This window comes from Streptomyces sp. NPDC059852 (assembly GCF_042731455.1).
Lineage (GTDB): Bacteria > Actinomycetota > Actinomycetes > Streptomycetales > Streptomycetaceae > Streptomyces.
This window is the reverse complement of the sequence record NZ_JBHWJK010000044.1, coordinates 1-25,521: the sequence shown is the minus strand read 5'-3', so window position 1 is coordinate 25,521 and position 25,521 is coordinate 1. Positions and strand designations below refer to the sequence as shown.

The window sequence follows — 25,521 nt, the reverse complement described above, 5'->3', positions numbered from 1 at the left end:
GCCCCGTTGCCCCCCCCCGGGGTGCGCCCCCCCGGGGGGGCCGGCCGGCGCCCGGGCGGGGGGGGCCGCCCGGCCGGTGCGGAGGATGCCGCTAGCGGCGCAGGTCGTACCGGTCGAGGTTCATGACCTTGTCCCAGGCGGACGCGAAGTCACGGACGAACTTCTCGTCGGCGTCCCGGGCGGCGTAGACCTCGCTGAGGGCGCGGAGCTGGGAGTGCGCCCCGAACACGAGGTCGACGGCCGTCGCCGTCCACTTGACGTCCCCTGTGGCACGGTCGCGGCCCTCGTACACGTTCTCGTCCGTGGTGGACGTGGACCACTCCGTGCCCATGTCGAGGAGGTTGACGAAGAAGTCGTTGGTCAGTGCCCCGGGCCGCTCGGTGAGGACACCGTGCCGGGCGCCCTTGAAGCCGGTGTCCAGGGCGCGCATACCGCCGATCAGGACGGCCATCTCCGGGGCGGTCAGGGTGAGCAGGTTCGCGCGGTCCAGCAGGAGCGTCTCCGGGGAGAGCTTCTCCCCGGACCGCAGGTAGTTGCGGAACCCGTCGGCCGCGGGCTCCAGGACGTCGAAGGTGTTCACGTCCGTCTGCTCCTGCGTGGCGTCCGTACGTCCCGGCGCGAACGGGACGGTGATCGCGTGCCCGGCGTCGGCCGCGGCCTTCTCGACGGCGGCGCAGCCGCCCAGGACGATCAGGTCGGCGAGGGAGATCCGTGTGCCGCCGGTCTGGGAGCCGTTGAAGTCCTGCTGGATCCGCTCGAGCCCGCTGATCGTCTCGCTGATCTCGGGGAGGTCGTTGAGCTCCCAGTCCTTCTGCGGGGCGAGCCGGATGCGTGCGCCGTTGGCGCCGCCGCGCTTGTCGGTCCCGCGGAAGCTGGCGGCCGACGCCCAGGCGGTGGTCACGAGCTGGGAGACGGACAGGCCCGCGTCGAGGACCGTGCGCTTGAGGGCGGCGATGTCCGCCTCCCCGACCAGGTCGTGGTCGACGTCCGGAACCGGGTCCTGCCACAGCTGCGGCTCGGGGATCCACGGGCCCAGGTAGCGCGAGCGGGGGCCCATGTCGCGGTGCAGCAGCTTGAACCACGCCTTGGCGAAGGCGAGCGCGAACTCCTCCGGGTTCTCGTGGAAGCGCTTCGAGATCGGCCCGTAGACCGGGTCCAGCTTCAGCGCGAGGTCCGTCGTCAGCATGATGGGCGCGTGCCGCTTGGACGGGTCGTGGGCGTCGGGCACCTTGTCCCGGGCGTCCGGGTCGGTGGGCGTCCACTGGTGGGCGCCGGCCGGGCTCGTCGTCAGCTCCCACTCGTAGCGGAAGAGGTTGTCGAAGAACCCGTTGTCCCACTTGGTCGGCTCGTACGTCCACGCTCCCTCGAGACCGCTGGTGAGCGCGTCGGAGCCCTTGCCGGTGCCGTAGGTGTTCCGCCAGCCCAGGGCCTGCTGCTCGACGGGGGCGCCCTCGGGCTCCGGGCCGATGTAGCTCGGGTCGACCGCGCCGTGACACTTGCCGAACGTGTGACCGCCGGCGATGAGCGCGACCGTCTCCTCGTCGTTCATCGCCATCCGGCCGAACGTCTCCCGGATGTCCCGGGCGGCGGCCATCGGGTCGGGGGTGCCGTTGGGGCCCTCCGGGTTGACGTAGATCAGCCCCATCTGGACGGCACCGAACGGCCCGGTCAGCTCCCGGTCCCCGCTGTAGCGCTCGTCGCCGAGCCAGGTGTCCTCCGGGCCCCAGAAGATCTCCTCGGGCTCCCACAGGTCCTCCCGCCCGAAGGCGAACCCGTACGTCCTGAAGCCCATGGACTCCATGGCGCAGTTCCCGGCGAAGACCAGGAGGTCCGCCCAGGAGATCTTCTTCCCGTACTTCTGCTTGACCGGCCACAGCAGGCGGCGCGCCTTGTCCAGGCTCGCGTTGTCCGGCCAGCTGTTCAGCGGGGCGAACCGCTGCGCTCCGGTGCCGCCACCGCCCCGGCCGTCCGCGATCCGGTACGTCCCGGCCGAATGCCAGCTCATCCGGATGAAGAGCGGACCGTAGTGCCCGTAGTCGGCCGGCCACCAGTCCTGCGACGCCGTCATCACCTCGAACACGTCCCGCTTCAGCGCCTCCACGTCGAGGGACGCGAACTCCTTGGCGTAGTCGAAGCCGGGGTCCATCGGATTCGAACGCGACGAGTGCTGGTGGAGGACCTGGAGGTCCAACTGGTTCGGCCACCAGTCCCGGTTCGTCCGGGGCCGGGGGGTGGGCTTCGGGGCGGGGGAGGGGATTGCCGGGTTCTCGCTCTCACTGCCGGGCATGCGCGCGTCCTGCTTCCTGGTGTGTCGTATCCCTTTTGTCGGATTCTTCTCCTGACGTTGGGTGCTTTCGACCCGCCGGGCAATCCGACACGCGCGCAGGGGGCGCCATGGCGCCCACAGGAGGGAAACCCGGGCGCGCCGCCGCGGCCCGGCCGGTGATGGGACGTGCGGCGGCGCCGCGCGCTACGGCTGGCTGCCGTCGATGTGCTCGAGCAGGGTGGCGGCCTCGACGGTGCGGCGGTGCTCCGGACCGAACGACGCCAGGCAGGCGTCATGGGCGACTGCCGCGCGGTGACGGGCGTCCGAGATGCGCCCCAGCCCCAACAGGGCGTTTCCAAGGGCTAGTTCGACGGCGCCGGTGTCCGGGCGGCGATGGTCCGCGGGGAGCGCGTGGTACAGCTCGTCGGCGCCCTCGGCCACGGCGAGCGCCTCCTGGTGGCGTGCCTGGCCGTTGAGGCTGCGCGCCAGCCCGAGCCGCAGCACCAGGGCGGCCCGGTCCCGTGCGGCATGGGCGGCCAGGGCCTCGCGGGCGTGTGTCTCCGCCTCCTTGTGGCGGCCCTGCGCGTTGAGCGCGAACACCAGCCCGTTGCGGGCGGCCGACGCCAGGACGGCCATCTCGGGACCGGTGCCGCGCGCCGCCGCCTCCGCGACCGCCGCGCACTCCGCCTCGGACTCGGCGTACCGACCGAGGGACACCATCTGCTGGGCGCGGTCCGAGCGCAGTTTGAGGGTCAGGAAGTGACCGGCCCCGAACACCCCGCTGAAGACGGGCAGCGCCTCGTCGTACGTGGCGACCGCGTCGGCGTGCCGGCCCTGTGCGCCCGTCGCGAGCGCGGCGATGTTCAGCGCCACGGCCGTGTACTCGTCCTCGCGCGGCCGGGACCGGGCCACGGCGCGGGCCTCGGCCTCCGCCTCGACGTAACGCCCCGCTTCGTAGAGCGCTTTGGCTTCGGCGACCGGCGTTCCCTTCATGGGTTCGTCGTCACTTCGGCCGCGTCGGAAGAATCGCATGCCCGGCAGCATACGCAGCACGCGCGACCGCCCGGCGACGAGGCCAGGAGGGGCGGCGGGCCCCGGACGATACGGCGCTCGTCACACCTCCACGGCGCTCGAGGAGTGCGTCGGACCGCTGACGGAGGGGAAGCCGACCGCGCTCACATGGGCCATCGCCTTGCTCGTCACCCGGTAGCGGTCGTTGGGCACATCACGGGAGGTGGTCACGTGCACGGCCAGAGGCCCCGCCCACTCGTAGCCACGGCGTGCGCCGTACTGCGCCAGCTTGTCGGTGAGGACCTGCCCCACCCGGGCGCCCTGGCCGCCGAGTTCGGTGTGGACGTGCTCGGCGAGCTCCACGTCGTACGCGTTGGGGACCACGACCCGGTTCTCGCTGCACACCACCGCCTGACGGTCGCACTCCCGCTGCAGCGCGTCGACCAGCTCGACCGGCTCCTTGGGGAACCACCGCTCCCACAACCGCCCGCCGACCCGCTCCAGCGCCTGTTCCCATCCCGTGAGGCTGCTCATCCGCACGCCACTCCTCTGTCCCGTCGACACGGCCTTGCGTCACGCCATGGAAGGGCGGGTGCCCAGAACGCCGACTTCATTGCCTCAAAGCCCCCGCCTCCCCTCACCCCTCACCCGAACGGGCGTGCGTCCGACCTAGGAACCGGCGACCGTCGGGTAGTCCGTGTAACCCTCCGCTCCACCGCCGTAGTACGTGTCGCGGTCGCCGTCGGCGAGGGGGTGACCGTGCGTGAAGCGGTCGACGAGGTCGGGGTTGGCGATGAAGGGCGCGCCGAAGGACACCGCGTCCGCCAGCTGACGTTCGAGCAGCTCGTTCGCCGTCGCCTGGGTGAAGCCGAGGTTGGCGATGACGGCGCCCCGGTAGTGGCCGCGGAAGCGGGAGAACGCGGTGAACGTGTCGTCGGTGTGCGCGCCGGGCGCCGGACCGACGAGGTGGAGATAGGCCAGGTCGCTGTCGCCGAGGCGCTTCAGCAGCAGGTCGTAGTCGGCCAGTGCCTCGGCGTCCGCGGTGAACGCGGGCCCGCCGTTCCAGTACGGGGAGAGCTTGACGCCGACACGCTCGCCGCCCCACACCTCGCTCACGGCCTCCAGGATGTCGAGGAGGAGCTGGGCGCGCTTCTCGCCGGTGCCGCCGTACGCGTCGGTGCGCCGGTTGAGCCGGGGGTTGAGGAACTGGGCGATGAGGTGGGAGCCCTGCGCGTGGATCTCCAGGCCGTCGAAGCCGGCGCGCAGGGCGTTGGCCGCGGCCGTCCGGTAGTCGCGGACGGTGTCCGCGATCTCCGCGCCGGTCAGGGCGCGCGGCGTGACGGTGTCCTTCGGCCCGTCGGTGGTGAAGGACATCTCCTGCGGGTCGACCGCCGACGGGCCGACGGGAAGGCGGCCGCCCTGGTGGTCCGGGTGCGAGACGGCACCGAGATGCCCGATCTGGGAGACGATCCTGCCTCCCGCCGCGTGCACGGACTCGGTCACCTTCGCCCAGCCGGCGGTCTGCTCGTCGGTGTAGATGCCGGGGACGTGGATGTATCCGATCGCCTCCCGGTTGACCCAGGTCCCCTCGCTGATGAGCAGGCCGGCGCCGGCCCGCTGCGCGTAGTACGCGGCGTGCAGCTCGGTGGGGGCCAGTGCGGCGTTGGTGGCGCGGGCGCGTGTCATGGGGGCCATCACGACCCGGTTGGGCAGTTCGAGCGCGCCCAACTGGACGGGACGCAGGAGGGGCTGGGTGCCGGGTGCCGAGGTCTGGTCGGACATGAACGTCTCTTTCGTGAGGTCGAGGCTGGGTAGAGGTCCTCCTCGCGGACGCGGGGAGGACATGTGGACGAGCAGGGGGGTGGGTTCAGTCCTGCTTGAGGACGTGGAGGCCGGAGAGGGGGCCACCGAGCTGCATGAGGCGTCCTCCCTCGCGCAGGCCTCCGAGGTCGACCGGCGCGAACCCGAACGCGGAGGTCAGGCCGATCACGGTGTTCTTGGCGTCGGCGTCGTCACCGGCGAGGAACAGCACCTGCCGCCCGGCCTCGTGGCGCGGGTCGGGCGCGATGTACTGCGCGAACAGGGAGTTGAAGGCCTTGACCACGCGTGCGCCGGGCAGCAGGGAGGCCACGTACTCGCTCCCGGTGAGGTCGCCGAGGTCGGCGATCCGGGGGTGCGGTGGAAGGGACTCGAACTGGTTGGTGGTGTCGATGACGACGGTTCCGTCCAGGTGGGGGAGCCGGGCGGCGACGTCCGGGATCCGCGGCCAGCCGACGGCGAGGACGACGAGATCCGCGGTGGCGGCTTCCTCGGGCGACGCGGCCGACGCGAGCGGGCCGAGATCCTCGACCAGCGGGGCCAGGGAGTCGGGCCCCCGGCTGTTGCTGAGCACGACATCGTGACCGTGCCGGATCGCGTGCCGTGCGACGGCCTGGGCGATGGTCCCGGCTCCGAGCATGCCGATCCTCATCGGACGTCCTCCTGGCCGGTGCCGGTCGGTCGGGGTGAGGTGAGCAGGACGGTTCCGCTCTTCCCCGGGCGACGGGCGTGCTCGACGGCTGCGTTGACGTCGGCGAGGTCGTAGCGGGCCGCCACCTCGAACAGCTCCGGCGTGTTCTGCGCGAGGTCCAGGGCGAAGGCGACGTCCTGGGCACGCTCCTGCTGGGTGCGGTGGGTCCAGTGCCACACCGTCACGCCCCGGACCGTCAGTCCCCGCTGGACGAGGGGCAGTTCCTCCAGGGTGGTCGTGCCGGAGCCGAGCCGGCCGTACGTGACCAGGGTGCCGCCGTCGGCGAGCAGCCTGACGAGGTCCTGGATCAGGGGGCCACCGACGCAGTCGAGGACGACCTGGAGGGGGCGACCGCCGGTGTGGTGCCGGACCTGTTCCCGCCAGTCGCCGTCGCTGGTCGTGACGACCGGCAGCGTGGGGTACGACTCCCGCATCCGCCGGGCGCCGGACGCGTTGCGGACGAGGTTGACCAACGGCAGACCGTGCCGGACGGCGGCCGCGCTGACGAGCCGTCCGATGGACGAACCGGCGGCCGTCTGGAGGACGGGCCCCTTGCCCTGCTCGCCCAGGGCGTTGTCCAGCGCCCGGTACAGCATGACGAGCGTCAGCGGGTTGACCAGCATCAGGGCCGCGGTCTCGTCACTGACGCCGTCCGGCACGGGAACGGCACGGTCGGCCGCGACGACGACGAAGTCGGCCCAGGTACCCGGCGCCGGGAAGACCGCGACGCGCTGACCGGGCCGCAGGGCTGGTACGTCCGGCCCGACGCTCTCGACGACGCCCATGCCCTCCACGCCGGGAGTCCGCACCTCCGTCGGCCGCTGTTCCGCAAGGCCAGGCAGGCCCTCGACGCCGACCAGGTCACCCGGATGAACGGGCCGGACCAGCAGGCGGACGAGGATCTGCCCGGCGCCGGGGCGGGGCGGCGGATCGGGGTCCTCCCTCAGCCTCAGTACCTCTGCGGGGTCGCCCTGGCGGGTGTGCACGACGGTGCGCATGGCTCCTCCAAGCCGTATTGATGATGAGCATCATCAAAATAATGATGAGAGGTAACCTTGAAAACGTCAAACACGGGTCGGTGAGGGAGGGCGGACATGCCGCGGATCACCAAGGAAGAGAAGGCCAGGAACCGGCAGAACATCGTGGACGCGGCCGGGCGCATGTTCCGCGCGCAGGGCATCGACGCCGTCGGCATCGCCGACCTGATGAAGGAGGCGGGTCTGACGCACGGCGGCTTCTACAACCACTTCGCGTCCAAGGACGACCTGGCCGCCGAGGTGTGCAACGCGTCGTTCACGGCGTCCCTGGGCGTGCTGGCGCAGGCCATCGAGGACGGGGACGCTCCCGCCGGGTCACCGCTGCGGCGGGTGGTGGACGACTACCTCTCGGCCGAGCACCGCGACGCCCCGGACGGCGGCTGCCCGTCCGCCTCCCTGGTGATCGACGCAGGACGCCACGACGAGACCATCCAGCGCTCGTACGCGGCGGGTGTCGAGGGCTACTTGACCGGCTTCGCCGCGGAACTCGCCCGCGAGCGCGACGGGGAGCCGGGTTCGCCGGAGGCCCGCGAACAGGCGGTGCTGCTGCTCAGCCGGATGGTCGGCGCGATGGTGCTGGCCCGCGCCGTACGCGACGTCGCGCCCGAACTGTCCGACGAGATCCTGCGGACGTGCCGCGCGCACGCCCTCGACTGAGCGGAGCCGGGGCTCAACTCCGGGACGTGCTGTCCTGCGGGCGTCGCGGGTACGGCACGACCACGATCTGCACGTCGTCCTCGTAGACGACGCGCCCCGGATCGGCCGACCGCAGAAGGCGGCACTCGACGCCGTGCGCGGCCAGGATCTCCAAGTAGCCCGGCAGCGGGCGATCACCGTCTTGCCCGTCGTGGTAGTGGATCTCGAGCAGTCCGCCCTGCGTACGGGCCGAGGGGGAGGACTCCGCCTCGTACACCCTGACAGGGATGGCCTGCAGGTGCAGGACGCGGGCGAGCGTGGGGTCGCCGAGTCCGCTTTGGTGATCGTGACGAGGGCCGCCTGGTGTGCTCCTTCGTTGGCGGCACGCCGGTGGTATCCGGCGGGCCTTCGCCACAAAGGTGCCGACCGCCGCCGACGGGTCACCGACAGCGGTCCGACGGCCCCGACACCGGCCCGGCGCAGCTCCGACGAGCGGGCGGCACCGCGGCCCGGCCCGTGTTCCGCGACATGGCGCCGAGGGGGCTGCGACGGGCCGTCGTCAGTGGCGCGGAGCGGGATAGGCCCTGGGCATCCGCATGCCCCGGTCCTTCATGATCTCCCGCACCCGGTTCGGATAGTCGGTGATGATGCCGTCGACGCCCAGGTCCATCAGCGCCTCGATGGTCGCCGGGTCGTCGCACGTCCACGGGATGACCTTCATCCCGCGCCGGTGCGCGTCGGCGACCATCTTCTCGTCGGGGTAGAAGCGGAAGCCCGGGTCGGCGACCGTGCCGTTCTGCGGGAACCCGTAGTTGGGGGACAGGGCCGTGACACCGGGGATGGCCGAGGCCGCCTTGACGAAGTCACCGTCGTAGTCGTCGGCGTCGATGCCGCCGAGCCACGGCGACGCGCCTGGCTTGCCGACCTGGAGGAAGTCGTAGTTCGTCAGGGCGACGAGGGGGTACTTCGGGGCGAGCTCGTGCATCGCCTTGAGCGCGCCCCAGTCGAACGACTGGATCGTGACCTGCTTCTCGATCCCGGAGCGATGGATCTCCTCGTACACCCGCCGGACGAACAGCGCGCGTGGGGCGGTCTGTTCGGGTGCTCCGGCCTCGACCTTCGTCTCGATGTTCAGCGTGACCTGCTTGGCCTTGTACCGCTTGACGAGATCCAGGACGTCCTTGAGCTCGATCATGCGGAAGCCCTTGATCTGCTCCTGCTCCGGGTAGCCGGGAAGCTGCTGGAACCCGCAGTCCAGGGTGCGGATCTGAGCGAGCGTCAGGTCCTTGATGTACTTGCCGACGTACGGGAACTGCGGATCCCCGGGCGTCAGCGGAGCGGTGTCCTTGCACTTCTGCGCGCTGATCTGGCGGTCGTGGTTGACGACGACCTTCTGGTCCCTGGTGATCTGGGTGTCCAGCTCCAGGGTGCTGACGCCCAGGCGCAGCGCCTTGCCGAAGCCTTCCAGGGACTCCTCCGTGGTCAGCCCCAGACCGCCGCGGTGGGCCTGCAGGTCGAAGACACCATGGTGGGGGGACGGGGCGGGGTGCGGGGGCGTGGCGGCCTGCGCTGTCGCGGGGAGAGCGAGCAGGGGCAGGACGGCCAGGCCGGCGACGGTGTGCCGCAGGGACATGGGGTGCCTCGTTCATTTCGTGTCAGGGGTCCGACGGGACACGCGAAAGGCAAACCCCGAGGCACGGCACCCGCGGGGACGGCGGATGAGGTGGCGGTGAACGACCGCCGAACGGTGATCCTTCCGGACCTCCCGCACAGGCCCCGACCCGGCACGTTCCGTGCAGCCCGGGGTGCCGGCCGATACCCGGCCGAGCCGTGACCGATACACGATGGATGGGTGCGGCAGACATAATGCGCAGTCGGACGACAGGCCGCCGCAGCCGATGCGGACGGTGCACGGCACGGAAGGAAGGTCGGGCCCCATGGCTGACGGGGACACCCCGGCACCCGTGTCGATCCTGCTGGTCGAGGACGACGACGTGATCCGCAGATCTCTCACCCTGGCGCTGGAACGCTACGGCTACCGTGTCACCGGCGCCGCCGACGGTCTGACCGGCCTGGAGCTGTTCCGGGAGGGCCGCCACGACCTGCTGCTGCTCGACGTGATGCTGCCCGGCCTCGACGGCATCGGGCTGTGCCGCCGGATCAGGGAGACCAGCATGGACCCGATCCTCATGATGTCCGCGCGCGGCGACGCCCTGGACATCGTCTCCGGGCTGGAGGCGGGCGCCGACGACTACGTCGTCAAGCCCGTCGACACCGCCGTCCTGGTGGCCCGTATCCGCTCCCTCCTGCGGCGGGCGGTCTACGCCCCCACTCCGGACGGAAACCGTGCTGTCCCCGCGCGTACGGAAGCGTCACCCCCCGAGCCCGGCACCCGGCTCGTCTTCGGCGACCTCGTCATCGACACCGCCGGTCTCGAGGTCTGCGTGGCGGGGCGTGCCGTCGCGCTGGCCCCCACCGAACTGCGTCTGCTGCTGGAGTTCGCCGCCAACCCCGGCATCGTGCTCGACCGGCAGACCCTGCTGCGCACCGTGTGGGACTACGGCTGGGACGGCGACAGCCGGGTCGTCGACCTGTGCGTGCAGCGGCTGCGCAAGAAGATCGGAGCCGAGCGCGTGGAGACCGTACGCGGCTTCGGCTACAAGCTGCGGCGCTGACATGGACGTCCTCCGCGACCTGCGCAACTGGCGTTCGCTGCGCTGGAAGATCGCCCTGCTCGTCGCCGTCTGCTGCTGCGCCGTCGCGCTGACCGTCGGCCGGCTGGTGCACACCAGCACCCTCGAGCGGTCCATGAACGACCGCGGCGCCAAGGCCGTAGCGGCACTGGACCAGGCCCTGGACGACTACGAGCGCGACGGCACCCCACCGGCCGGGCTCCGCACGGCTCCCGGGGAACTCCCCGACGAACTGCTGCACCGGCTGCGCGGCGGCCAGGACACGAGCGGCGGGTACGTCACGTGGTACGAGGCGGACGGCCCCGGCGACCATCCCTCGATGTGGGCGGCGAAGACCCTCCACGGCGAGCCCGTCGCCATGGAGACCGACATGACCAGCGACCTGCTCACCCGCCGGGCCCTGGACCGGCACATGTGGAAGTACTCCCTGCTCACGCTGGGCGTCGTGGTGCCGCTCGCGGCGCTCGCCGCGGAACTCCCGCACCGAAGACTGCGGCGGGTCGCGCACACCGCACGCCGTATCGCCGCCGGTGACGTGACCGCCCGCACCAGGGCGGGCGGCCGTGGCGGCGACGAGATCACCGACATCTCGGCCACGGTCGACTCGATGGCCGACAGCCTGCACCAGCGGCTGCTCACCGAGCAGCGCTTCACCGCCGACGTGGCGCACGAACTGCGCACCCCGCTCATGGGCCTGGTCACCGCGAGCGGACTGCTGCCCGAGGGCGAGGCCACCGAGCTGGTCCGAGACCGGGTCCACGTCCTGCGCACGCTGGTCGAGGACCTGCTGGAGATCTCCCGGCTCGACGCGGGCGCGGAGCGGTCCGACGCCAGGCCCGTGCCGCTGGCCGGGGCGGTCGCGGAGTCGCTGAGCCGTACGGGACTGGAGACACCGCTCACCACGCACGACGCCGCCCGCGTCGAGACCGACCCACGGCGCCTGGACCGTATCGTCACCAACCTGGTCGTCAACGCCCACCGGCACGGGCTGCAGCCCGTCGAGGTGACGGTCGCCGGCACGACGGTCACCGTCCGGGACCACGGCCCCGGCTTCCCCGAGGACCTTCTCACCGACGGACCCCGGCGCTTCCGCACCGGGACACCGGAACGGGGCCGCGGCCACGGCCTGGGCCTGACCATCGCCCTCGGCCAGGCCCGCGTCATCGACGCGTCGCTGTCCTTCGCGAACGCCCCCGACGGCGGCGCCGTCGCCACTCTCCGTCTCCCGGCGACCGGCTGCTACCACCCCTCCGCCGGGCCTGTTACGTGACGGATGCGTGGCCGAGCGGAAGCGAAGACCCGGCCACGATCACCCCGACATCCGGGCCGCCCACAGTGACCGGTGTGCGTGAACGCCGCGCACGCCGACCTGTGGAGACGCCCCCATGCCCTCGACGCCCGACCCCGCACTCCGCCCCCGGACCCGGCCCCTGAGGCGCCGCCCCCTGCTCTTCTCGACGGGCACCCTGTCCCTGGCCGCCCTGCTGACGCTCGGCGCCGCCGTCCTCGACGGAGGTGACCCGCCCGGCACCCCACAGGCGCCGTCGTGGAAGCTGCCCTGGCCCGAGGAGGGGCAGGCGGCCGTACGGATCGACGGCCTCGGCGACCGAGGCGACCTGGGCTCCCACGGCTCGCGCACACCGGTGCCGATCGCCAGCGTCACGAAGGTCATGACGGCCTACGTGATCCTGCGCGACCACCCGCTGCGGGACGGCACTCCCGGCCCCCGGATCACCGTCGACCCGCAGGCCGCCGACGAGTCCGTCTCCGGCGTGGAGTCCACCGTCCCGCTGGAGCGGGGGGAACGGCTGAGCGAACGGCGACTGCTGGAACTGCTGCTGGTCCCGTCGGGGAACAACGTCGCCCGGCTGCTGGCCCGCTGGGACGCCGGCTCGGAGGAGGCGTTCGTGACGAAGATGAACCGGGCCGCCGACGCGCTCGGCATGCACCGGACCACCTACACCGGAGCCAGCGGTCTCGAGCCCACCACCACGAGCACCGCCGCCGACCAGCTGAGACTCGCCCGCCAGGTCATGCGGGACAAGGCGTTCAGGTCCGTCGTCGCCCAGCCCCGCACCACCGCTCCGGGCTCGCCCCGCACTCTCCCCAACACGAACACGCTGCTGGAGACCCCGGGCGTGATCGGCGTCAAGACCGGCTCCAGCACGCCCGCGGGCGGCGCGCTGATGTGGGCGGCCACCGTGCCCGACCGGCGCGGACGGGAGCACCTGGCCCTCGGCGTGGTCCTGCACCAACGTGCCGGCACCAGCCCCCAGGAAGGTCTGCGAGCGGTCTTCGACCACAGCCGTGCCCTCGTCGAGGCCGTGCGGCACTGGATGTCCCGGACCGAGCCCGCGGCCGACCACGCCACCGGAAGCCGGTGAGACGGCCATGACCGCACTCCTCACCCCTCCGACGGCCGCCCCCGCTCCGCCGCCGCCTCGCCGACCGGGGCGGTACGGCATATGGCGCAGGGGCCGAATCATCGCCCTGCTCGCGCTGCCCGCCGGCGCGATCATGCTGGGGCACTCCCTGCTCCCCGACCGGCCCGGACACCTCGGAAGCCTCGTCCAGACGTTCCTGCCCTGGACCGGCCTCGCGGTCCCGCTGCTCCTCGTGGGTGCGGTCGTCCGGCGCTCCGCCACGGCCGCCGTGGCCCTGCTGCTGCCCGCGATCGTATGGACCTCCCTCTTCGGTGAGCGCTGTACCGACAAGCGTGCGGCGGGCGGGGACCTGACCGTCGTGACGCACAACGTCAACGAGCACAATCCGCACCCGGCCCGCACGGCTCGCGCCCTGGCCGCCTCCGGCGCCGACGTGGTGGCCCTGGAGGAGCTCGGGGACGACACCCCGGTCTACGAGCGGGCGCTGGCCGCCGGTCACCCGTACCACGCGGTGCACGGCACGGTCGGCCTGTGGAGCCGCTATCCCCTCGCCGATGCCCGTACCGTCGACATCGCGCCCTGGCCGCGCGCCCTGCGGGCCAGCGTCCGCACCCCCGAGGGGCCCGTCGCCGTCTACGTCGCCCATCTGTCGTCCGTGCGGTTCGGCGTCACGTCGGGGTTCGGCACGGACGCCCGGGACGCCGGTGCCCGCCGTCTCGCCGCCGCCCTGCGCGCCGAACCCCTCGCGCGGACGGTCCTCGTGGGCGACCTCAACGGCACCACCGACGACGACGCCCTGTCGGTGCTGACGTCGGGTCTGCGCTCGGCCCAGGACACGGCCGGGAAGGGCTTCGGCCTGAGCTGGCCCGCCTCGTTCCCGCTGGCCCGGATCGACCACATCCTGGTCCGCGGTGTGGAGCCCCGGTCAGCCTGGACACTTCCGGCGACGAACAGTGATCATCTGCCGGTGGCGGCGTCCTTGCGGCTCCGCGGAGGGCCGTGACCGGGCCCCGGACCACCGTGGGTGCTGGTCGGCGTTGTGATTAACTGCCTGTCGCGGTGCGTAAGCGCCCGTGATCCGGTGGAGGAGGAAGCGGATGAGCCGCCGGGACGAGCCCTCGACGCCGGAGCGCGGCCCCTCCGGGGGTGGTGGAGCCGACGCCCTTACCCGTATCCGCGCGGGCCGGCCCACGCTGCCCCCGTCCCTCCGGCGGGTGGCTGACGCCGTGATCGCGGACCCGGCCGGCAGCTCGGAACTCTCCATCGGCGCGCTCGCCGAACAGGCCGCCACGTCGCCCGCCACCGTGCTGCGCTTCTGCCGGACGCTGGGGTTCGGCAGCTACCCCCAGTTGCGGCTCGCGCTGGCCGCCGCGGTCGCGCACGAGCGGGCCGTGGGCGGGGAGCGGTCGGCGCTCGGGACCGACATCGATCCGTCCGACACCCTGGAACAGGTCGTCAAGAAGATCATCTACAACGAGGTCCGCGCACTCGACGAGACCGCACGCAGCGTGGACCCGGCGGTACTCGGCCGTGCGGTCGACGCGATCACCGAGGCGCGGCGCATCGACATCTTCGGCGTCGGCGCCAGCGCGTTCGTCGGCCAGGACCTGCACCAGAAGCTGCATCGCATCGGGCACATCGCGTTCGTGTGGACGGACGTGCACGCCGCCCTGACGGCGACCGCCCTGCTGGGTCCCGGCGACGTGGCGATCGGCATCTCCCACTCCGGCGAGACGGAGGACACCGTCGAACCGCTGACCGTGGCCGCCGCCCGCGGCGCCACCACGGTCGCCCTCACCAACTTCCCGCAATCGCCCCTGGCGGAGGCGGCCGACCTCGTCCTCACCACGTCCGCGCGCGAAACCCCGTTCCGCTCCGGCGCCACGGTCAGCCGCATCGCCCAACTCGCCCTGGTCGACTGCCTGTTCGTCGCCGTGGCACAGCGCTCCTACGACGCCGCGGCGGAAGCACTCCAGGAGACGTACACGGCGGTGCAACGCCGCCGGAAGCGCCAGCCGTAGTCCGACGAAGGGCCCTATGTCCCGGGAGCGATTGTGCCGGTCATCGGCGGCCGGCACGCGACTTCCGTCAGACCAGGAGCTGACGGCGCAGCCATGCCCCTCGGGCGGCGATGGCGTCCTGCGACATCACGGCATGTGGGACGACGACGTCGAACCCGTGGAACCCGCCGGGCCACACGTGCAGTTCGAGACGGCCGCCCGCCTGCCATATGCGGCTCGCGTAGGCGACGTCCTCGTCCCGGAACGTTTCGGCCGACCCGACGTCGATGAATGTGGAGGGCAGACCGGAGAGGTCTGCCGCGCGGGAGGGCGCGGCGTACGGGGACACGTCCGGTCCTCCGCGCACGCCGTCCCCGAGGAGCGCGTTCCATCCGGTCTCGTTCGAGGAGCTGTCCCAGATACCGATGCCGCGCATCTGCCGGGCAGAGGGCGAGTCGTTGCAGTCGTCGAGCATCGGCGACAGGAGCAGCTGGGCCAGGATTGCCGGGCCGTTGCGGTCGCGTGCCATCAAGGTGACCCCTGCCGCGAGGCCGCCGCCGGCGCTCGCACCGCCGACGACGATGCGTTCAGGGTCGATGTCGAGTTCGTGGGCGTGATCAGACACCCACACCAGGCCCGCGTAGCAATCCTCGACGGGACCCGGGTGGGGTGTCTCGGGCGCGAGCCGGTACTCGACCGAGACCACGGCCATGCCCATCGGCTCGGCCAGGTTCAGCATCTCCACCAGGCCGAACCGGTTGTCTCCGACGATCATGCCGCCGCCGTGGATGTGGTAGATCGCCGGGGTCGGGGCAGTCGCGTGCTTCGGGAGACAGATCAGCAGCGAGATGTCCGGTTCCCCGTCCGGCCCCGGCACCGTTCGTACTTGGACGCTGTAGGTGCCACCGCGGGAGAGGGCCTCGTCGGTCGGGGGCTCCACCCCGGGGACGGGCCTGCGCATCTCGACGATGTTGTCCGAACGGTAGGCGTCGGGGGAGCGCAGGCTGGTCAGGATCTCAAGGACGGGAGCGAGCTCCGGGTCGAAGGGCGGGGGCGGTCCGACCGGTCGGGGGGATGAGCGGTCCGTGATCCGAGTGGTTATCTGCTTTCCTTGGTCGTGGTCCTCGACGCGCTTCTCGGCGTTGCGGCAGCGTCTGGGAGTTCTCCTTGTGAAGGAGCGGGTTCCGCCGCCGGATCGAGCTGTTCGTGCGTGGCGAGCGGAACCGGTGCCTGGCTCAGACGGTCGGGACGGTGCCGCCGTCGATGACGTACTCCGCGCCCACGATGGACGAGGCTCGGTCCGAGACGAGGAAGCCGACCAGGTCGGCCACCTCTTCCGTCGTGGCGAACCGTCCGAGTGGCACCCCTCCGAGGGCATCCATCACGCTCTGCTTCGCCTCCTCGCGGGTCAGTCCGTTGCCCTCGGCGAGCTGGTCGATGAAGCCCTCATACGCTCCGGTCCGGATCCCCCCGGGGCTGACAGCGTTCACTCGCACTCCTCGTGGCGCCAGTTCGTTCGCAAGACCCTTGCTGTACGTACGCAACGCGCCCTTCGCCGACGCGTACGGCAACGTCGCGTCGTGCAACGGCATCTGGCGCTGGATCGATGTGACGTGGACAACTGCTCCTGATCCGGCCTCCACCATGGCCGGCAGCAGTGCCCGGTCCAGTCGGACGGCTCCCAGGAAGTTCAGGTCGAGTTCCGCCAGCCAGTGCTCCTCAGTCGCTGCCGCGAACCCGCCAGGTGGGGTCGAGGACCCTCCGACAACGTGCACCAGGATGTCCAGCGCACCTCCCTCGGAGATCTTGGACACCACCACTTCGACACCGCCCACCGTGGACGTGTCCGCCTCGACGAATCGGTCGGGGCGCTCGTAGCCGTCGGGCATGGTGCGTGCCGTGGTCCACACGTCGGCACCCATCTCTCGCAGTCTCTCCACCACGGCCTTGCCCGAGCCCTTCGAACCGCCCGTGACCAGCGCCCGGCGACCGTCGAGACGATCGCGATCTGAACCAGACATTTTTCTCTCCACTGAAGATCGAGGTGGTGCGGGTTCGGTCAGGCCGGGTGGTTGGCGATGACGAGTTCGGCGATGCGGTCGTCCCGCAGCGTGAACCGGTAGTCGAGCTCGGCGACGCCCCCCGGGAAGGTGCCCTCGAGCCGCACGGTCACCACCCAGTGGGCGTCGTCGACGCGGTGAGCACCGATCCGCTCGGTCGTGTACGCGAACTCGGAGCCGGCGTCCCGCAGGAACGCGTAGGTCTCCTGCCGGCCGCGGAAGGTCTCGTCCTGGTCGACGATCACCGCATCCTCGGCGAGGAACGACGAGGCGGTGTCGGCGTCGCGGACGACGTGTGCGGCGAGGAACTCCTGCACGGTGGTCGGAAGCAGATCGGACGGAAGATCGGTGTGCTGTGTCATGAGCCCACGGTGTGGCCTCGCGGAGCGGGAGGGTCAAGCCGTGGACTCTCTCCCAGGGGGAGTGTTTAGAGTGACGGGATGCTGACCATCGGAGAGTTCTCGCGGCTGACCCACTTGAGCGTGCGGACCCTGCGGCGGTATCACGAAGCGGCCCTGCTGGAACCTGCCGTGGTGGACGAGACCACCGGTTACCGCTACTACCGCGTCGACCAGATCCCGACCGCGCAGGTCATCCACCGGCTCCGCGAGCTCGACGTCCCCCTGGGCGATGTGCGGGAGATCCTGCGGACCCCCGACCCCGATGTCCGCGCGGCCCTGATCACGGATCACCTGCAACGCCTCGAGGACGCACTCGACCGCACCCGCGCCGCGGTCGTGTCGCTGCGCCGCCTCCTTCGGCCCGACCCCGCGCCGATCGACGTCGAGCTGCGCGCGCAGCCCGCCCAGGAGGTCGCGGCGGTGGAGGCCGTCGTCGGGCACGGCGACGTCGAGACCTGGTACGCAGGCGCGATGGCCGAATTGGAGGCGGCCGTCGGCGCCGCCGTGACCGGACCACCGGGCGGCAGCTACGACAACGCCCTCTTCGAGCAGGAGCGCGGTCACGCGCTCGTCTACCTGCCGACCGCCGCACCACCTCGCACCGGACGCGTGCACCCCGCGATCCTGCCGGCCGCGGAACTGGCCGTCACCACCCACATCGGCGAGCACGACGGCATCGAGGTCACGTACGGCGAGCTCGGGACCTGGGTGGTGGAGAACGCGATGTCGGTGGCCGGGCCGGTACGGGAGGTCTACGTGGTCGGCCCCCGTGACACGAGCGATCCCGCGGCGTGGCGCACCGAGATCGGCTGGCCGGTCTTCCGTGTCACCTGAGCCGGTCAGTGCGGTGCGGAGTCCGGGACCGACCAGGCGCAGGCGCCCAGTGCGTCAGCTTCATGGGATTCAGCATCAGCCACACGTTCGTGACGCCGTCATCACTGACGTCGAAGGTCACCATCCCGTACCGGTGCCCCTCGTTCCGGAGAACGAACCCGAGGCCGTCAGCCGTATCGCGTCGTTCGAGACGGAGGGCGGGCTGTTTGCGCAGCACTCCCAGGAACCACCGGGCCACATGATCCGACCCGTGGATGACGCGCGGTGCGGCGTTGACGAAGCCGCCGCCGTCCACTCGGAGTTCGACGTCGGGAGCCAGCAGGCGGAGCAGGTCCTCGATGTCCCCTCCGACGGTCGCGTCACGGAAGGCCCGAACGACCTCGTCATGCTGGTGGGGAGAAACCTCTGCGCGTCTTCCTCGTCGAACGTGGCGGCGTGCGGACGTCGCCAGTTGCCTTGTGGCTGCGGCTGAGCGCCCTACGACACCGGCAATCTCGTCGAACGGGACCCCGAACACGTCGTGCAGCACGAACGTCACTCGCTCTGCCGGGGTCATGGCCTCGAGGACCGTCAGCAATGCCATGCTGACGGTCTCATCAAGGGTGACGCGTTCGAATGGATCGGCCGAAGGGTGACTGGAGTTCGGTGGCGCCTTCGCCGTGCCTGCGAAGAGGTCCGCTGGAACCGGCTCCGGCAGCCACTGCCCGACGTACGTCTCCCGCCGTGCGCGTGCGGAACCCAGCAGGTCGAGTGAGATGCGGCTCGCCACGCGCGTCAGCCATGCCGCGGGCACGGCAATCGCGTCGCGTTCCTCGGGTTCGAGGCGGTACCACCTCACGTAGGTCTCCTGCACGACGTCCTCCGCGTCGGCCAGGGTGCCCATCATGCGAAAGGCAAGCGACAGCAGACGGTGGCGTTCCGCCATGACGGAATCGAGAGCCCGTGATTCCTCACGCTCGGCTGCTCCGGACTCCGCTGATTCGCCGGGAAGGCCTTCCGACATGGGGGCACCCTCGGTTTCACGATGCACGTCGGATTTCATCTTCGCATTCACGCGGTGGGGATCCCCGCAATCGGGTACCGCACCGTGCCTTTCCGGTACGCGCCGCGCGGGACCATGGCCTCGACGGGCCCCTGTCCGTCCACCGTCACCACCTCACGAGGATCTCCGCGGTGGGCCAGAGTGGCGCGGAAGAGGTCGTCATGGAAGAAGCGGTCGGGGCCGGCGATCTCGATCGCGCTTCCCGGCTCCGGTGCGGTGACGGCCCCGGCGAGCAGATCGACGACTTCGTCCAGCTCGACGGGCTGGATGTACGACCTCGGAGCGAGAACCCTTCCGTCCACGGTGTGCTGGTCGATGAGGACAGGGATATAGCTCTGGAACTGGGTGGCCCGAATGATGGTGGCGGGGATCGAAGCGGACCGCACGGCCTTCTCCTGTGCCACCTTGCCGAGGTAGTACCCGATATCGGACGCGTCCCCTTCTCCGACGCCGACGATGGAGAGCACGATGTGGTGGCGCACGCCTGCCCGCTCGCCTTCCGCGGTGAGGTTGTCGACCGCTCCCTCGAAGAACGAGATCGCGCCCTCCGCATCGAAGCGGGGGGTGTTCAGGACGTTCACGATGGTGTCGACTCCGGCGAGGGCCTCGGCGAGCCCCTTTCCCGAGATCACGTCGACCCCGTCCTCCAGCCCGCCCGAGACCACCTCGATGCCCTGCGCCTCCAGGGCGTCGGCGACGCGGGACCCCACACGGCCGCGTCCACCAGCGATGAAAACCCTCATGTCCTGACTCCGTTCCGGGGCAGCGGTCGCCGCCCTCACCGACATGACGACGCACCCCGGACAGATGTGAGGTCGCGCAGCAGCCCGGGACGTGAAACTAATTTTCATCGCACACGCCTGATTGAAAGTTATTGACATCCGGTGCGGCCGCTCCCGATACTCCCGGGACCCGCCGTCGTCCCGCGCCGACCCGCCGCCCGCCACCCCGCCCCGCCGCCGAGGAGCCATGAGCCACCCCACCGCCTCCGTCCTGTCCGCCGCCCCGACACCGCCCCCTTCGGACGAGCGGCTGGCCCACCTCCTCGCCTCGTGCGTGGCCGACCCCGCCCGCGTCATCACCGCGCTGCCCCGCCGGATCGCGGCGGCCCACGACGCCTCCCCGTACCTGTTCACCCCGCGTGCCGTGGTCCGCGCGGCCTCCGCCGACGAGGTCGGCGCGCTGATGGCCGGCGCCCGTGAGGCGGGCGTCCCGGTGACCCTGCGCTCGGGCGGCACCAGCCTCGCCGGTCAGGCCGGCGGCGACGGCGTCCAGATCGACGTCCGCACGCACTGGCGCGACGCGGAGATCCTGGACGACGGGCACCGCGTCCGGCTCCAGCCCGGACTGACCGTCCGCCAGGCCAACGCCCGGCTCGCCCGGTACGGCAGGCGGCTCGGCCCGGACCCGGCCAGCGAGAGCGCGTGCACGATCGGCGGCCTGGTGGCCAACAACTCCAGCGGCATGAACTGCGGCACCCGGGACAACGCCTACCGCACGATCGAGTCCCTGCGGTTCGTCCTGCCTTCCGGGACCGTCGTCGACACGGCGGACACCGACGCCGACGCGGCACTGCGGGCGCGCGAGCCCGACCTGCACGCGGGACTGCTGCGGCTGCGGGACCGCGTGCGCGGCTCGGCCGCCTCCCGGGCCACGGTGGAACGGCTCTTCGCCATGAAGAACACCATGGGCTACGGGCTGAACTCCTTCCTCGACCACGACACCCCGGCCGACATGCTGGCCCGGCTCATGGTCGGCAGCGAGGGCACGCTCGGGTTCGTCGCCGAGGCCGTCTTCCGTACGGTCCCGCTCCTGCCGCACGCCGCCACGGGCCTGCTCGTCCTGCCGGGCCTCGCCGAGGCGACCGACTGCCTGCCCGTGCTGCTCGCGGCCGGCGCCCGCACCGTGGAACTGCTCGACGCGGCCTCCCTGAAGGTGGCCCAGCGCTCCGGCGACCCGGTGGAGGCCCTGCGCGGGCTCACCGTCACCGGCCACGCGGCGCTGCTCGTCGAGTTCGCGGAGGACGAGGCCGAGGCGCTGGACCAGACCGTCGCCGCCGCGCACCCCGCACTGCGGTCGCTGCCCACGCTCACTCCCGCCACGCTCACCCGGGACGCGGGGGAGCGGAACCGGCTGTGGCGGCTGCGGAAAGGCCTCTACACGGCGGTCGCGGGGGCGCGCCGCCCGGGTACGACCGCCCTGCTGGAGGACGTGGCGGTGCCGATGGACCGGCTCACCGCCACCGGCGAGGGACTGATCGACCTGTTCGCCCGGCACGGCTACGACGACGCGGTGATCTTCGGGCACGCCCGGGACGGCAACCTGCACTTCATGCTCACCCAGGAGTTCGACTCCGACGGGGAGCTGGAGCGGTACGCCCGCTTCACCGACGACATGGTCGACCTGGTCCTCGGAGCCGGCGGCACGCTCAAGGCCGAGCACGGCACCGGGCGCGCCATGGCGCCGTTCGTGCGGCGCCAGTACGGCGACGAGCTCCACGAGGTGATGCGCGAGCTCAAGCGGCTGTGCGACCCGCACCAGCTGCTGAGCCCGGGCGTCCTGCTCGACGACGATCCCCGGGCGCACCTCGGCAACCTCAAGAGCGTCCCCCAGGTCGACCCGGCCGTCGACGCGTGCGTGGAATGCGGCTACTGCGAACCCGTCTGCCCCACGGCCGACGCCACCACGACCCCGCGCCAGCGCATCGCCCTGCTGCGCGAGATCGCCGTGGCCGGCGCGGCGGGCGACGACGCCCGCAGGCGTGCCCTGGAGGACGACTACGGCTACGCGGCCGTCGCCAGCTGCGCCGCGGACAGTCTGTGCGTGACCGCCTGCCCTGTCGACATCGACACGGGCGAGGTCATGAAACGGCTCCGCGCCGACGCGCACGGCCGGACGGCCCAGGGCGTCGCCGACCGGGTGGCCCGGCACTGGCAGGGCACGGTCACGGGCGTGCGCACGGCCCTGAAGGCGGCCCACGCCGTCCCGCTGCCCGTCACCCGGGCGGCGACCAAGGCGGTGCGCGGACTCGGCGCCGGGGAGCTGGTGCCCGAATGGACCAGAGACATGCCGCGCGGCGGACCCGGGCGGCCCGCCGCGCGTCATCCGGCGGGGGCGGAGGCCGTCTTCTTCGCCGCGTGCATCGGCAGCCTCTTCGCCCCCGAGGAGGGCGGCGGCGGGGCCGGGGGAGCGGCGCAGGCGTTCCTGCGGCTGTGCGAGCGGGCGCGGGTGCCCGTGGCCGTGCCGGACGGACTCGGGGGCCTGTGCTGCGGCACCCCCTGGCAGTCCAAGGGCTACACGCGCGGGCACCGGACCATGGCCGCCCGCACGCTGGACGTCCTGTGGGCCGCCTCCGAGCAGGGCAGGCTGCCCGTCGTCTGCGACGCCTCCTCCTGCACGCACGGACTGGAACGGCTCGCCGACGCGCTGCCCGAGCAGGAGCGCGCCCGCTACGCGGCCCTGCGGTTCGTGGACAGCGTCAGCTTCACCGCCGAACGGCTGCTGCCGGCGCTCCCCGCCGTACGGCCTCTGGCGTCCATGGCTCTGCACCCCACCTGTTCGACGGCCCATCTGGGCGCGGACGAGGCACTGCGGACCGTCGCCGCCGCCCTCAGCCCGGACGTTACCGTGCCCGACTCCTGGGGCTGCTGCGCCTTCGCCGGCGACCGGGGACTGCTGCATCCCGAGGTCACCGCCGTCGCCACGGCGCGCCAGGCCGCCGAGATCAACAGCCGCTCCCACGACGCCTACGCGTCCTGCAACCGGACCTGCGAGATCGGGATGACCCGTGCCACCGGGCGGCCCTACCGGCACATCCTCGAACTCCTCGACGAGGCCACCGCCTGAGCCGTAGCCGGAGCGTGACCCGGTGATCGCCCCAAGGGTCTTGACGCACCCCCTGACTGAAAATATGTTTCATGCCAGTGGAGCGCAGTGAAAGTAAGTTTCGAACACTGTCTCTCGTGTCACAGAGGCCGGTCGCACCGGCTGCCGTCCCGTAGGACGGAGACGCGCCCCATCACCCCAGCCCCCTGAACCGCCCGAACCACAGGAGCCGTGAACGCCCATGTCCACCCACGACGCCGTCGGTGACGCCCTGCTGCGTGACCAGCTGGCCACCCTGGCCACGGAGGCGTACCGGCCCGAGCTGGCGGACATCGACCGCCGCACCACGCTGGACATCGCCCGCCGCATGAACGCCGAGGACGGCACCGTCCATGCGGCGGTCGCGGCCCGGCTCCCGGAGATCGCCGCCGCGATCGACGGCATGGCCGAGCGGATGTCCCGGGGCGGACGGCTCGTCTACGCCGGAGCGGGCACCGCCGGGCGGCTCGGTGTGCTGGACGCCTCCGAGTGCCCGCCCACCTTCAGCACCGACCCCTCCCAGGTCGTCGGCCTCATCGCGGGCGGCCCCGCCGCCATGGTCACCGCCGTCGAAGGCGCCGAGGACTCCGAGGAGGGAGCGCGGCAGGACCTCGACGCGCTGCGGCTGACCGCCGACGACGTGGTGGTCGGCATCTCCGCCTCCGGCCGCACCCCGTACGCCGTCGAGGCCGTCCGCCACGCCCGCTCCCTCGGCGCGCTCACCGTCGGCCTCTCCTGCAACGCCGGCAGCGCCCTCGCGGCGGCCGCCGACCACGGCATCGAGGTCGTCGTCGGACCGGAGATCCTGACCGGCTCCACCCGGCTCAAGGCGGGCACCGCGCAGAAGCTGGTGCTCAACATGTTCTCCACCATCACCATGATCAAGGTCGGCAAGACCTACGGGAACCTGATGGTCGACCTGCGCGCCTCCAACGAGAAGCTGCGGGCGCGCGCCCACCGGATCGTCGGACTCGCGACCGACGCCTCCGACGAGGCCGTCTCCGCCGCGCTCGCCGCCACCGGCGGCGAGGTCAAGAACGCGATCCTCCTCCTGCTCGGCGGTGTCGACGCGCCGACCGCCGAGCGCCTTCTCCGCACCGCCCACGGACATCTGCGCAGCGCCCTCGAAGCCGCAGCCGCCTGACGCACCAGCCCTTACTCACAGCAAGGCCGATCTCATGGCGAACGAGAACAAGTACCGCGACACCGCGGCCGCCATCCTGCCCCTCGTCGGAGGAGCGGGGAACGTGGCGTCGGTGGCCCACTGCATGACCCGGCTCCGGCTGGGCCTGCACGACCGGACCCTCGTGCAGGAGGAACAGCTCAAGGCACTGCCCTCGGTGATGGGCGTCGTCGAGGACGACACCTACCAGATCGTGCTCGGGCCGGGCACCGTCGCCCGCGTCACCCCCGAGTTCGAGACCCTCGTCGAGGAGGAGCGCGCCGCCGCTCCCGAGGCGGCCCCGGCCGGCGCCCCGGCCCCCGAGACCGTCACCGCCGAAGACCTCGCCGCGCAGGGCGCCGCCCTGCGCGCGGAGCGCAAGGCCCGCAACGCCACCCCGTTCAAGCTGCTGCTGCGGCGCATCGCGAACATCTTCGTGCCGCTGATCCCCGCCCTCATCGGCTGCGGCATCATCGCCGGCCTGAACGGCCTGCTCGTCAACCTGGGCTGGCTGCCCGGCATCACCCCCGCCCTCGCCGCGATGGCCTCCGGGTTCATGGCGCTGATCGCCGTGTTCGTCGGCTACAACACGGCGCAGGAGTTCGGCGGCACCCCGATCCTCGGCGGTGCCGTCGCCGCGATCATCGTCTACGCGGGCGTCGCCAACGTGGAGGCGTTCGGCCAGCACCTCTCCCCGGGCCAGGGCGGAGTGCTCGGCGCCCTCGGCGCGGCCTGGCTCGCCGTGCAGGTCGAGAAGTGGTGCCGCCGCTGGGTCCCCGTCTCCATCGACGTCCTCGTCACGCCCACCATCACCGTGCTGGTGTCCGGACTCGTCACCCTCTTCGGGCTGATGTTCCTCGCCGGTGAGGTCTCCACGAAGATCGGTGAGGCCGCCAACTGGCTGCTCTCGCACGGCGGCGCCGGAGCCGGCCTGATCCTCGGCGGCCTGTTCCTGCCGCTGGTCATGCTCGGCCTCCACCAGGCGCTCATCCCGATCCACACGACTCTCATCGAGCAGCAGGGCTACACCGTGCTGCTCCCCATCCTCGCCATGGCCGGCGCGGGCCAGGTCGGTGCCGCGATCGCCGTCTACTTCCGCCTGCACCGCAACACCTCCATCCGCCGGACCATCAAGTCGGCGCTCTGGCCGGGCTTCCTCGGCGTCGGCGAGCCGCTGATCTACGGTGTGTCCCTGCCGCTGGGCCGCCCCTTCATCACCGCCTGCACCGGCGGCGCCCTCGGCGGCGCGTTCATCGGGCTGTTCAACCAGCTGGGCACCGACGTCGGCTCCACCGCGATCGGCCCGTCGGGCTGGGCGCTCTTCCCGCTGCTCGACGGCGACCACGGCCTCGGCCAGACCGTCGCCGTGTACGCGGGTGGCCTGATCGTCGGCTACATCGGCGGCTTCCTCGCCACGTACTACTTCGGCTTCACCAAGACGATGCTCGCCGAACTCAACGTGGCCCCCGCGTCGTCCGCACCGGACACCGCGACCGCCACAAGCCCGGCCACGGCCACGGCCACGGCCAAGGACGAGGCACCGGCACCGGCCGGCGTCCCGGCCCGCTGACACGCCGGACTCGCAGAACCGACCGTGGGGCGGTCACCGTTCAACCGAACGG

23 protein-coding genes are annotated in these 25,521 nt (G+C 71.8%); 10 read left to right on the top strand and 13 right to left on the bottom strand.

Annotation, left to right across the window (positions count from 1 at the left end; all coding sequences use genetic code 11):
- Positions 1–91: 91 nt before the first annotated feature.
- From katG to ACFV46_RS33060, 6 genes are all read right to left on the bottom strand, one after another.
- A complete protein-coding gene (gene katG, locus ACFV46_RS33085) occupies positions 92–2,287 on the bottom strand; it encodes a catalase/peroxidase HPI (RefSeq protein WP_385500916.1) in 2,196 nt (731 codons plus the stop codon).
- A 183-nt stretch (positions 2,288–2,470) separates the two neighbouring features.
- On the bottom strand, positions 2,471–3,298 hold the full coding sequence (locus ACFV46_RS33080; protein ID WP_385500914.1) for a tetratricopeptide repeat protein: 828 nt from the start codon (positions 3,296–3,298) through the stop codon (positions 2,471–2,473).
- Positions 3,299–3,379: 81 nt separating this feature from the next.
- A complete protein-coding gene (locus tag ACFV46_RS33075) occupies positions 3,380–3,811 on the bottom strand; it encodes a DUF3662 domain-containing protein (RefSeq protein WP_376726199.1) in 432 nt (143 codons plus the stop codon).
- Positions 3,812–3,946: 135 nt separating this feature from the next.
- Positions 3,947–5,059 (bottom strand): alkene reductase, encoded by a 1,113-nt coding sequence (locus ACFV46_RS33070; RefSeq protein ID WP_385500912.1) that lies wholly within the window; start codon positions 5,057–5,059, stop codon positions 3,947–3,949.
- 85 nt (positions 5,060–5,144) lie between these two features.
- Entirely contained in the window at positions 5,145–5,747 is a 603-nt protein-coding gene (locus ACFV46_RS33065) for an NADPH-dependent F420 reductase (protein ID WP_385500911.1), read from the bottom strand.
- Positions 5,744–6,784, bottom strand: coding sequence for a zinc-binding dehydrogenase (locus ACFV46_RS33060; protein WP_385500910.1), 1,041 nt, complete (start codon positions 6,782–6,784; stop codon positions 5,744–5,746). Before ACFV46_RS33060 ends, ACFV46_RS33065 begins: the two co-directional genes overlap by 4 nt.
- A gap of 96 nt (positions 6,785–6,880) precedes the next feature.
- On the opposite strand from ACFV46_RS33060, the gene ACFV46_RS33055 reads away from it, so the two are divergent.
- On the top strand, positions 6,881–7,480 hold the full coding sequence (locus tag ACFV46_RS33055; protein WP_361936007.1) for a TetR family transcriptional regulator: 600 nt from the start codon (positions 6,881–6,883) through the stop codon (positions 7,478–7,480).
- A gap of 13 nt (positions 7,481–7,493) precedes the next feature.
- On the opposite strand, the gene ACFV46_RS33050 is transcribed toward ACFV46_RS33055, so the two are convergent.
- Entirely contained in the window at positions 7,494–7,736 is a 243-nt protein-coding gene (locus ACFV46_RS33050) for a hypothetical protein (RefSeq protein WP_385500918.1), read from the bottom strand.
- 282 nt (positions 7,737–8,018) lie between these two features.
- The gene (locus ACFV46_RS33045; protein WP_385500908.1) at positions 8,019–9,092 is read right to left on the bottom strand and encodes a glycerophosphodiester phosphodiesterase family protein; all 1,074 of its coding nucleotides are present in this window, start codon (positions 9,090–9,092) and stop codon (positions 8,019–8,021) included.
- A gap of 304 nt (positions 9,093–9,396) precedes the next feature.
- Between ACFV46_RS33045 and cseB the strand changes: the two genes are divergently transcribed.
- The 5 genes from cseB to ACFV46_RS33020 all read left to right on the top strand — a co-directional run bounded on the left by cseB (position 9,397) and on the right by ACFV46_RS33020 (position 14,557).
- Positions 9,397–10,134: a two-component system response regulator CseB gene (cseB, locus tag ACFV46_RS33040; RefSeq protein ID WP_385500906.1), complete on the top strand. Its 738-nt coding sequence runs from the start codon at positions 9,397–9,399 to the stop codon at positions 10,132–10,134.
- Between the two features lies 1 nt (position 10,135).
- A complete protein-coding gene (locus ACFV46_RS33035; RefSeq protein ID WP_385500905.1) occupies positions 10,136–11,422 on the top strand; it encodes an ATP-binding protein in 1,287 nt (428 codons plus the stop codon).
- Between the two features lie 115 nt (positions 11,423–11,537).
- Entirely contained in the window at positions 11,538–12,536 is a 999-nt protein-coding gene (locus ACFV46_RS33030) for a D-alanyl-D-alanine carboxypeptidase family protein (RefSeq protein WP_385500902.1), read from the top strand.
- 7 nt (positions 12,537–12,543) lie between these two features.
- Positions 12,544–13,539, top strand: coding sequence for an endonuclease/exonuclease/phosphatase family protein (locus ACFV46_RS33025; protein ID WP_385500900.1), 996 nt, complete (start codon positions 12,544–12,546; stop codon positions 13,537–13,539).
- Positions 13,540–13,633: 94 nt separating this feature from the next.
- Positions 13,634–14,557: a MurR/RpiR family transcriptional regulator gene (locus ACFV46_RS33020; protein WP_361936023.1), complete on the top strand. Its 924-nt coding sequence runs from the start codon at positions 13,634–13,636 to the stop codon at positions 14,555–14,557.
- Between the two features lie 67 nt (positions 14,558–14,624).
- On the opposite strand, the gene ACFV46_RS33015 is transcribed toward ACFV46_RS33020, so the two are convergent.
- The 3 genes from ACFV46_RS33015 to ACFV46_RS33005 form a co-directional block, all read right to left on the bottom strand.
- On the bottom strand, positions 14,625–15,638 hold the full coding sequence (locus tag ACFV46_RS33015; protein ID WP_385500917.1) for an alpha/beta hydrolase: 1,014 nt from the start codon (positions 15,636–15,638) through the stop codon (positions 14,625–14,627).
- Positions 15,639–15,771: 133 nt separating this feature from the next.
- A complete protein-coding gene (locus tag ACFV46_RS33010; RefSeq protein ID WP_385500899.1) occupies positions 15,772–16,557 on the bottom strand; it encodes an SDR family oxidoreductase in 786 nt (261 codons plus the stop codon).
- A gap of 38 nt (positions 16,558–16,595) precedes the next feature.
- A complete protein-coding gene (locus ACFV46_RS33005; protein ID WP_385500897.1) occupies positions 16,596–16,958 on the bottom strand; it encodes a nuclear transport factor 2 family protein in 363 nt (120 codons plus the stop codon).
- 78 nt (positions 16,959–17,036) lie between these two features.
- On the opposite strand from ACFV46_RS33005, the gene ACFV46_RS33000 reads away from it, so the two are divergent.
- Positions 17,037–17,831: a MerR family transcriptional regulator gene (locus ACFV46_RS33000; protein WP_376726212.1), complete on the top strand. Its 795-nt coding sequence runs from the start codon at positions 17,037–17,039 to the stop codon at positions 17,829–17,831.
- Here ACFV46_RS33000 and sigJ read toward each other — a convergent pair.
- Complete coding sequence (gene sigJ / locus ACFV46_RS32995; protein ID WP_376726510.1) at positions 17,824–18,834, bottom strand: RNA polymerase sigma factor SigJ; 1,011 nt, start codon at positions 18,832–18,834, stop codon at positions 17,824–17,826. The genes ACFV46_RS33000 and sigJ overlap by 8 nt on opposite strands.
- Before the next feature lie 47 nt (positions 18,835–18,881).
- Complete coding sequence (locus tag ACFV46_RS32990) at positions 18,882–19,661, bottom strand: SDR family oxidoreductase (RefSeq protein WP_385500895.1); 780 nt, start codon at positions 19,659–19,661, stop codon at positions 18,882–18,884.
- Between the two features lie 181 nt (positions 19,662–19,842).
- On the opposite strand from ACFV46_RS32990, the gene ACFV46_RS32985 reads away from it, so the two are divergent.
- From ACFV46_RS32985 to ACFV46_RS32975, 3 genes are all read left to right on the top strand, one after another.
- Positions 19,843–22,719, top strand: a complete 2,877-nt coding sequence (locus ACFV46_RS32985; RefSeq protein ID WP_385500894.1) for an FAD-binding and (Fe-S)-binding domain-containing protein — start codon at positions 19,843–19,845, stop codon at positions 22,717–22,719.
- 220 nt (positions 22,720–22,939) lie between these two features.
- Positions 22,940–23,881 (top strand): N-acetylmuramic acid 6-phosphate etherase, encoded by a 942-nt coding sequence (gene murQ / locus ACFV46_RS32980; protein WP_361936044.1) that lies wholly within the window; start codon positions 22,940–22,942, stop codon positions 23,879–23,881.
- A 34-nt stretch (positions 23,882–23,915) separates the two neighbouring features.
- Positions 23,916–25,469, top strand: coding sequence for a PTS transporter subunit EIIC (locus ACFV46_RS32975; RefSeq protein WP_385500892.1), 1,554 nt, complete (start codon positions 23,916–23,918; stop codon positions 25,467–25,469).
- The last annotated feature ends 52 nt before the right edge of the window (positions 25,470–25,521 follow it).

What these genes read in the sequence shown, in the direction of transcription:
- ACFV46_RS33035 (WP_385500905.1), top strand. Translation starts at nt 10,136, where the DNA reads ATGGACGTCCTCCGCGACCTGCGCAACTGGCGTTCGCTGCGCTGGAAG.
- ACFV46_RS33075 (WP_376726199.1), bottom strand. Translation starts at nt 3,811, where the DNA reads ATGAGCAGCCTCACGGGATGGGAACAGGCGCTGGAGCGGGTCGGCGGG.
- ACFV46_RS33080 (WP_385500914.1), bottom strand. Translation starts at nt 3,298, where the DNA reads ATGCGATTCTTCCGACGCGGCCGAAGTGACGACGAACCCATGAAGGGA.
- ACFV46_RS33000 (WP_376726212.1), top strand. Translation starts at nt 17,037, where the DNA reads ATGCTGACCATCGGAGAGTTCTCGCGGCTGACCCACTTGAGCGTGCGG.
- ACFV46_RS33070 (WP_385500912.1), bottom strand. Translation starts at nt 5,059, where the DNA reads ATGTCCGACCAGACCTCGGCACCCGGCACCCAGCCCCTCCTGCGTCCC.
- ACFV46_RS33005 (WP_385500897.1), bottom strand. Translation starts at nt 16,958, where the DNA reads ATGACACAGCACACCGATCTTCCGTCCGATCTGCTTCCGACCACCGTG.
- ACFV46_RS32985 (WP_385500894.1), top strand. Translation starts at nt 19,843, where the DNA reads ATGAGCCACCCCACCGCCTCCGTCCTGTCCGCCGCCCCGACACCGCCC.
- sigJ (WP_376726510.1), bottom strand. Translation starts at nt 18,834, where the DNA reads ATGTCGGAAGGCCTTCCCGGCGAATCAGCGGAGTCCGGAGCAGCCGAG.
- ACFV46_RS33030 (WP_385500902.1), top strand. Translation starts at nt 11,538, where the DNA reads ATGCCCTCGACGCCCGACCCCGCACTCCGCCCCCGGACCCGGCCCCTG.
- ACFV46_RS33065 (WP_385500911.1), bottom strand. Translation starts at nt 5,747, where the DNA reads ATGAGGATCGGCATGCTCGGAGCCGGGACCATCGCCCAGGCCGTCGCA.
- murQ (WP_361936044.1), top strand. Translation starts at nt 22,940, where the DNA reads ATGTCCACCCACGACGCCGTCGGTGACGCCCTGCTGCGTGACCAGCTG.
- ACFV46_RS33060 (WP_385500910.1), bottom strand. Translation starts at nt 6,784, where the DNA reads ATGCGCACCGTCGTGCACACCCGCCAGGGCGACCCCGCAGAGGTACTG.
- katG (WP_385500916.1), bottom strand. Translation starts at nt 2,287, where the DNA reads ATGCCCGGCAGTGAGAGCGAGAACCCGGCAATCCCCTCCCCCGCCCCG.
- ACFV46_RS32975 (WP_385500892.1), top strand. Translation starts at nt 23,916, where the DNA reads ATGGCGAACGAGAACAAGTACCGCGACACCGCGGCCGCCATCCTGCCC.
- ACFV46_RS33045 (WP_385500908.1), bottom strand. Translation starts at nt 9,092, where the DNA reads ATGTCCCTGCGGCACACCGTCGCCGGCCTGGCCGTCCTGCCCCTGCTC.
- ACFV46_RS33025 (WP_385500900.1), top strand. Translation starts at nt 12,544, where the DNA reads ATGACCGCACTCCTCACCCCTCCGACGGCCGCCCCCGCTCCGCCGCCG.
- ACFV46_RS32990 (WP_385500895.1), bottom strand. Translation starts at nt 19,661, where the DNA reads ATGTCGGTGAGGGCGGCGACCGCTGCCCCGGAACGGAGTCAGGACATG.
- ACFV46_RS33020 (WP_361936023.1), top strand. Translation starts at nt 13,634, where the DNA reads ATGAGCCGCCGGGACGAGCCCTCGACGCCGGAGCGCGGCCCCTCCGGG.
- ACFV46_RS33010 (WP_385500899.1), bottom strand. Translation starts at nt 16,557, where the DNA reads ATGTCTGGTTCAGATCGCGATCGTCTCGACGGTCGCCGGGCGCTGGTC.
- cseB (WP_385500906.1), top strand. Translation starts at nt 9,397, where the DNA reads ATGGCTGACGGGGACACCCCGGCACCCGTGTCGATCCTGCTGGTCGAG.
- ACFV46_RS33055 (WP_361936007.1), top strand. Translation starts at nt 6,881, where the DNA reads ATGCCGCGGATCACCAAGGAAGAGAAGGCCAGGAACCGGCAGAACATC.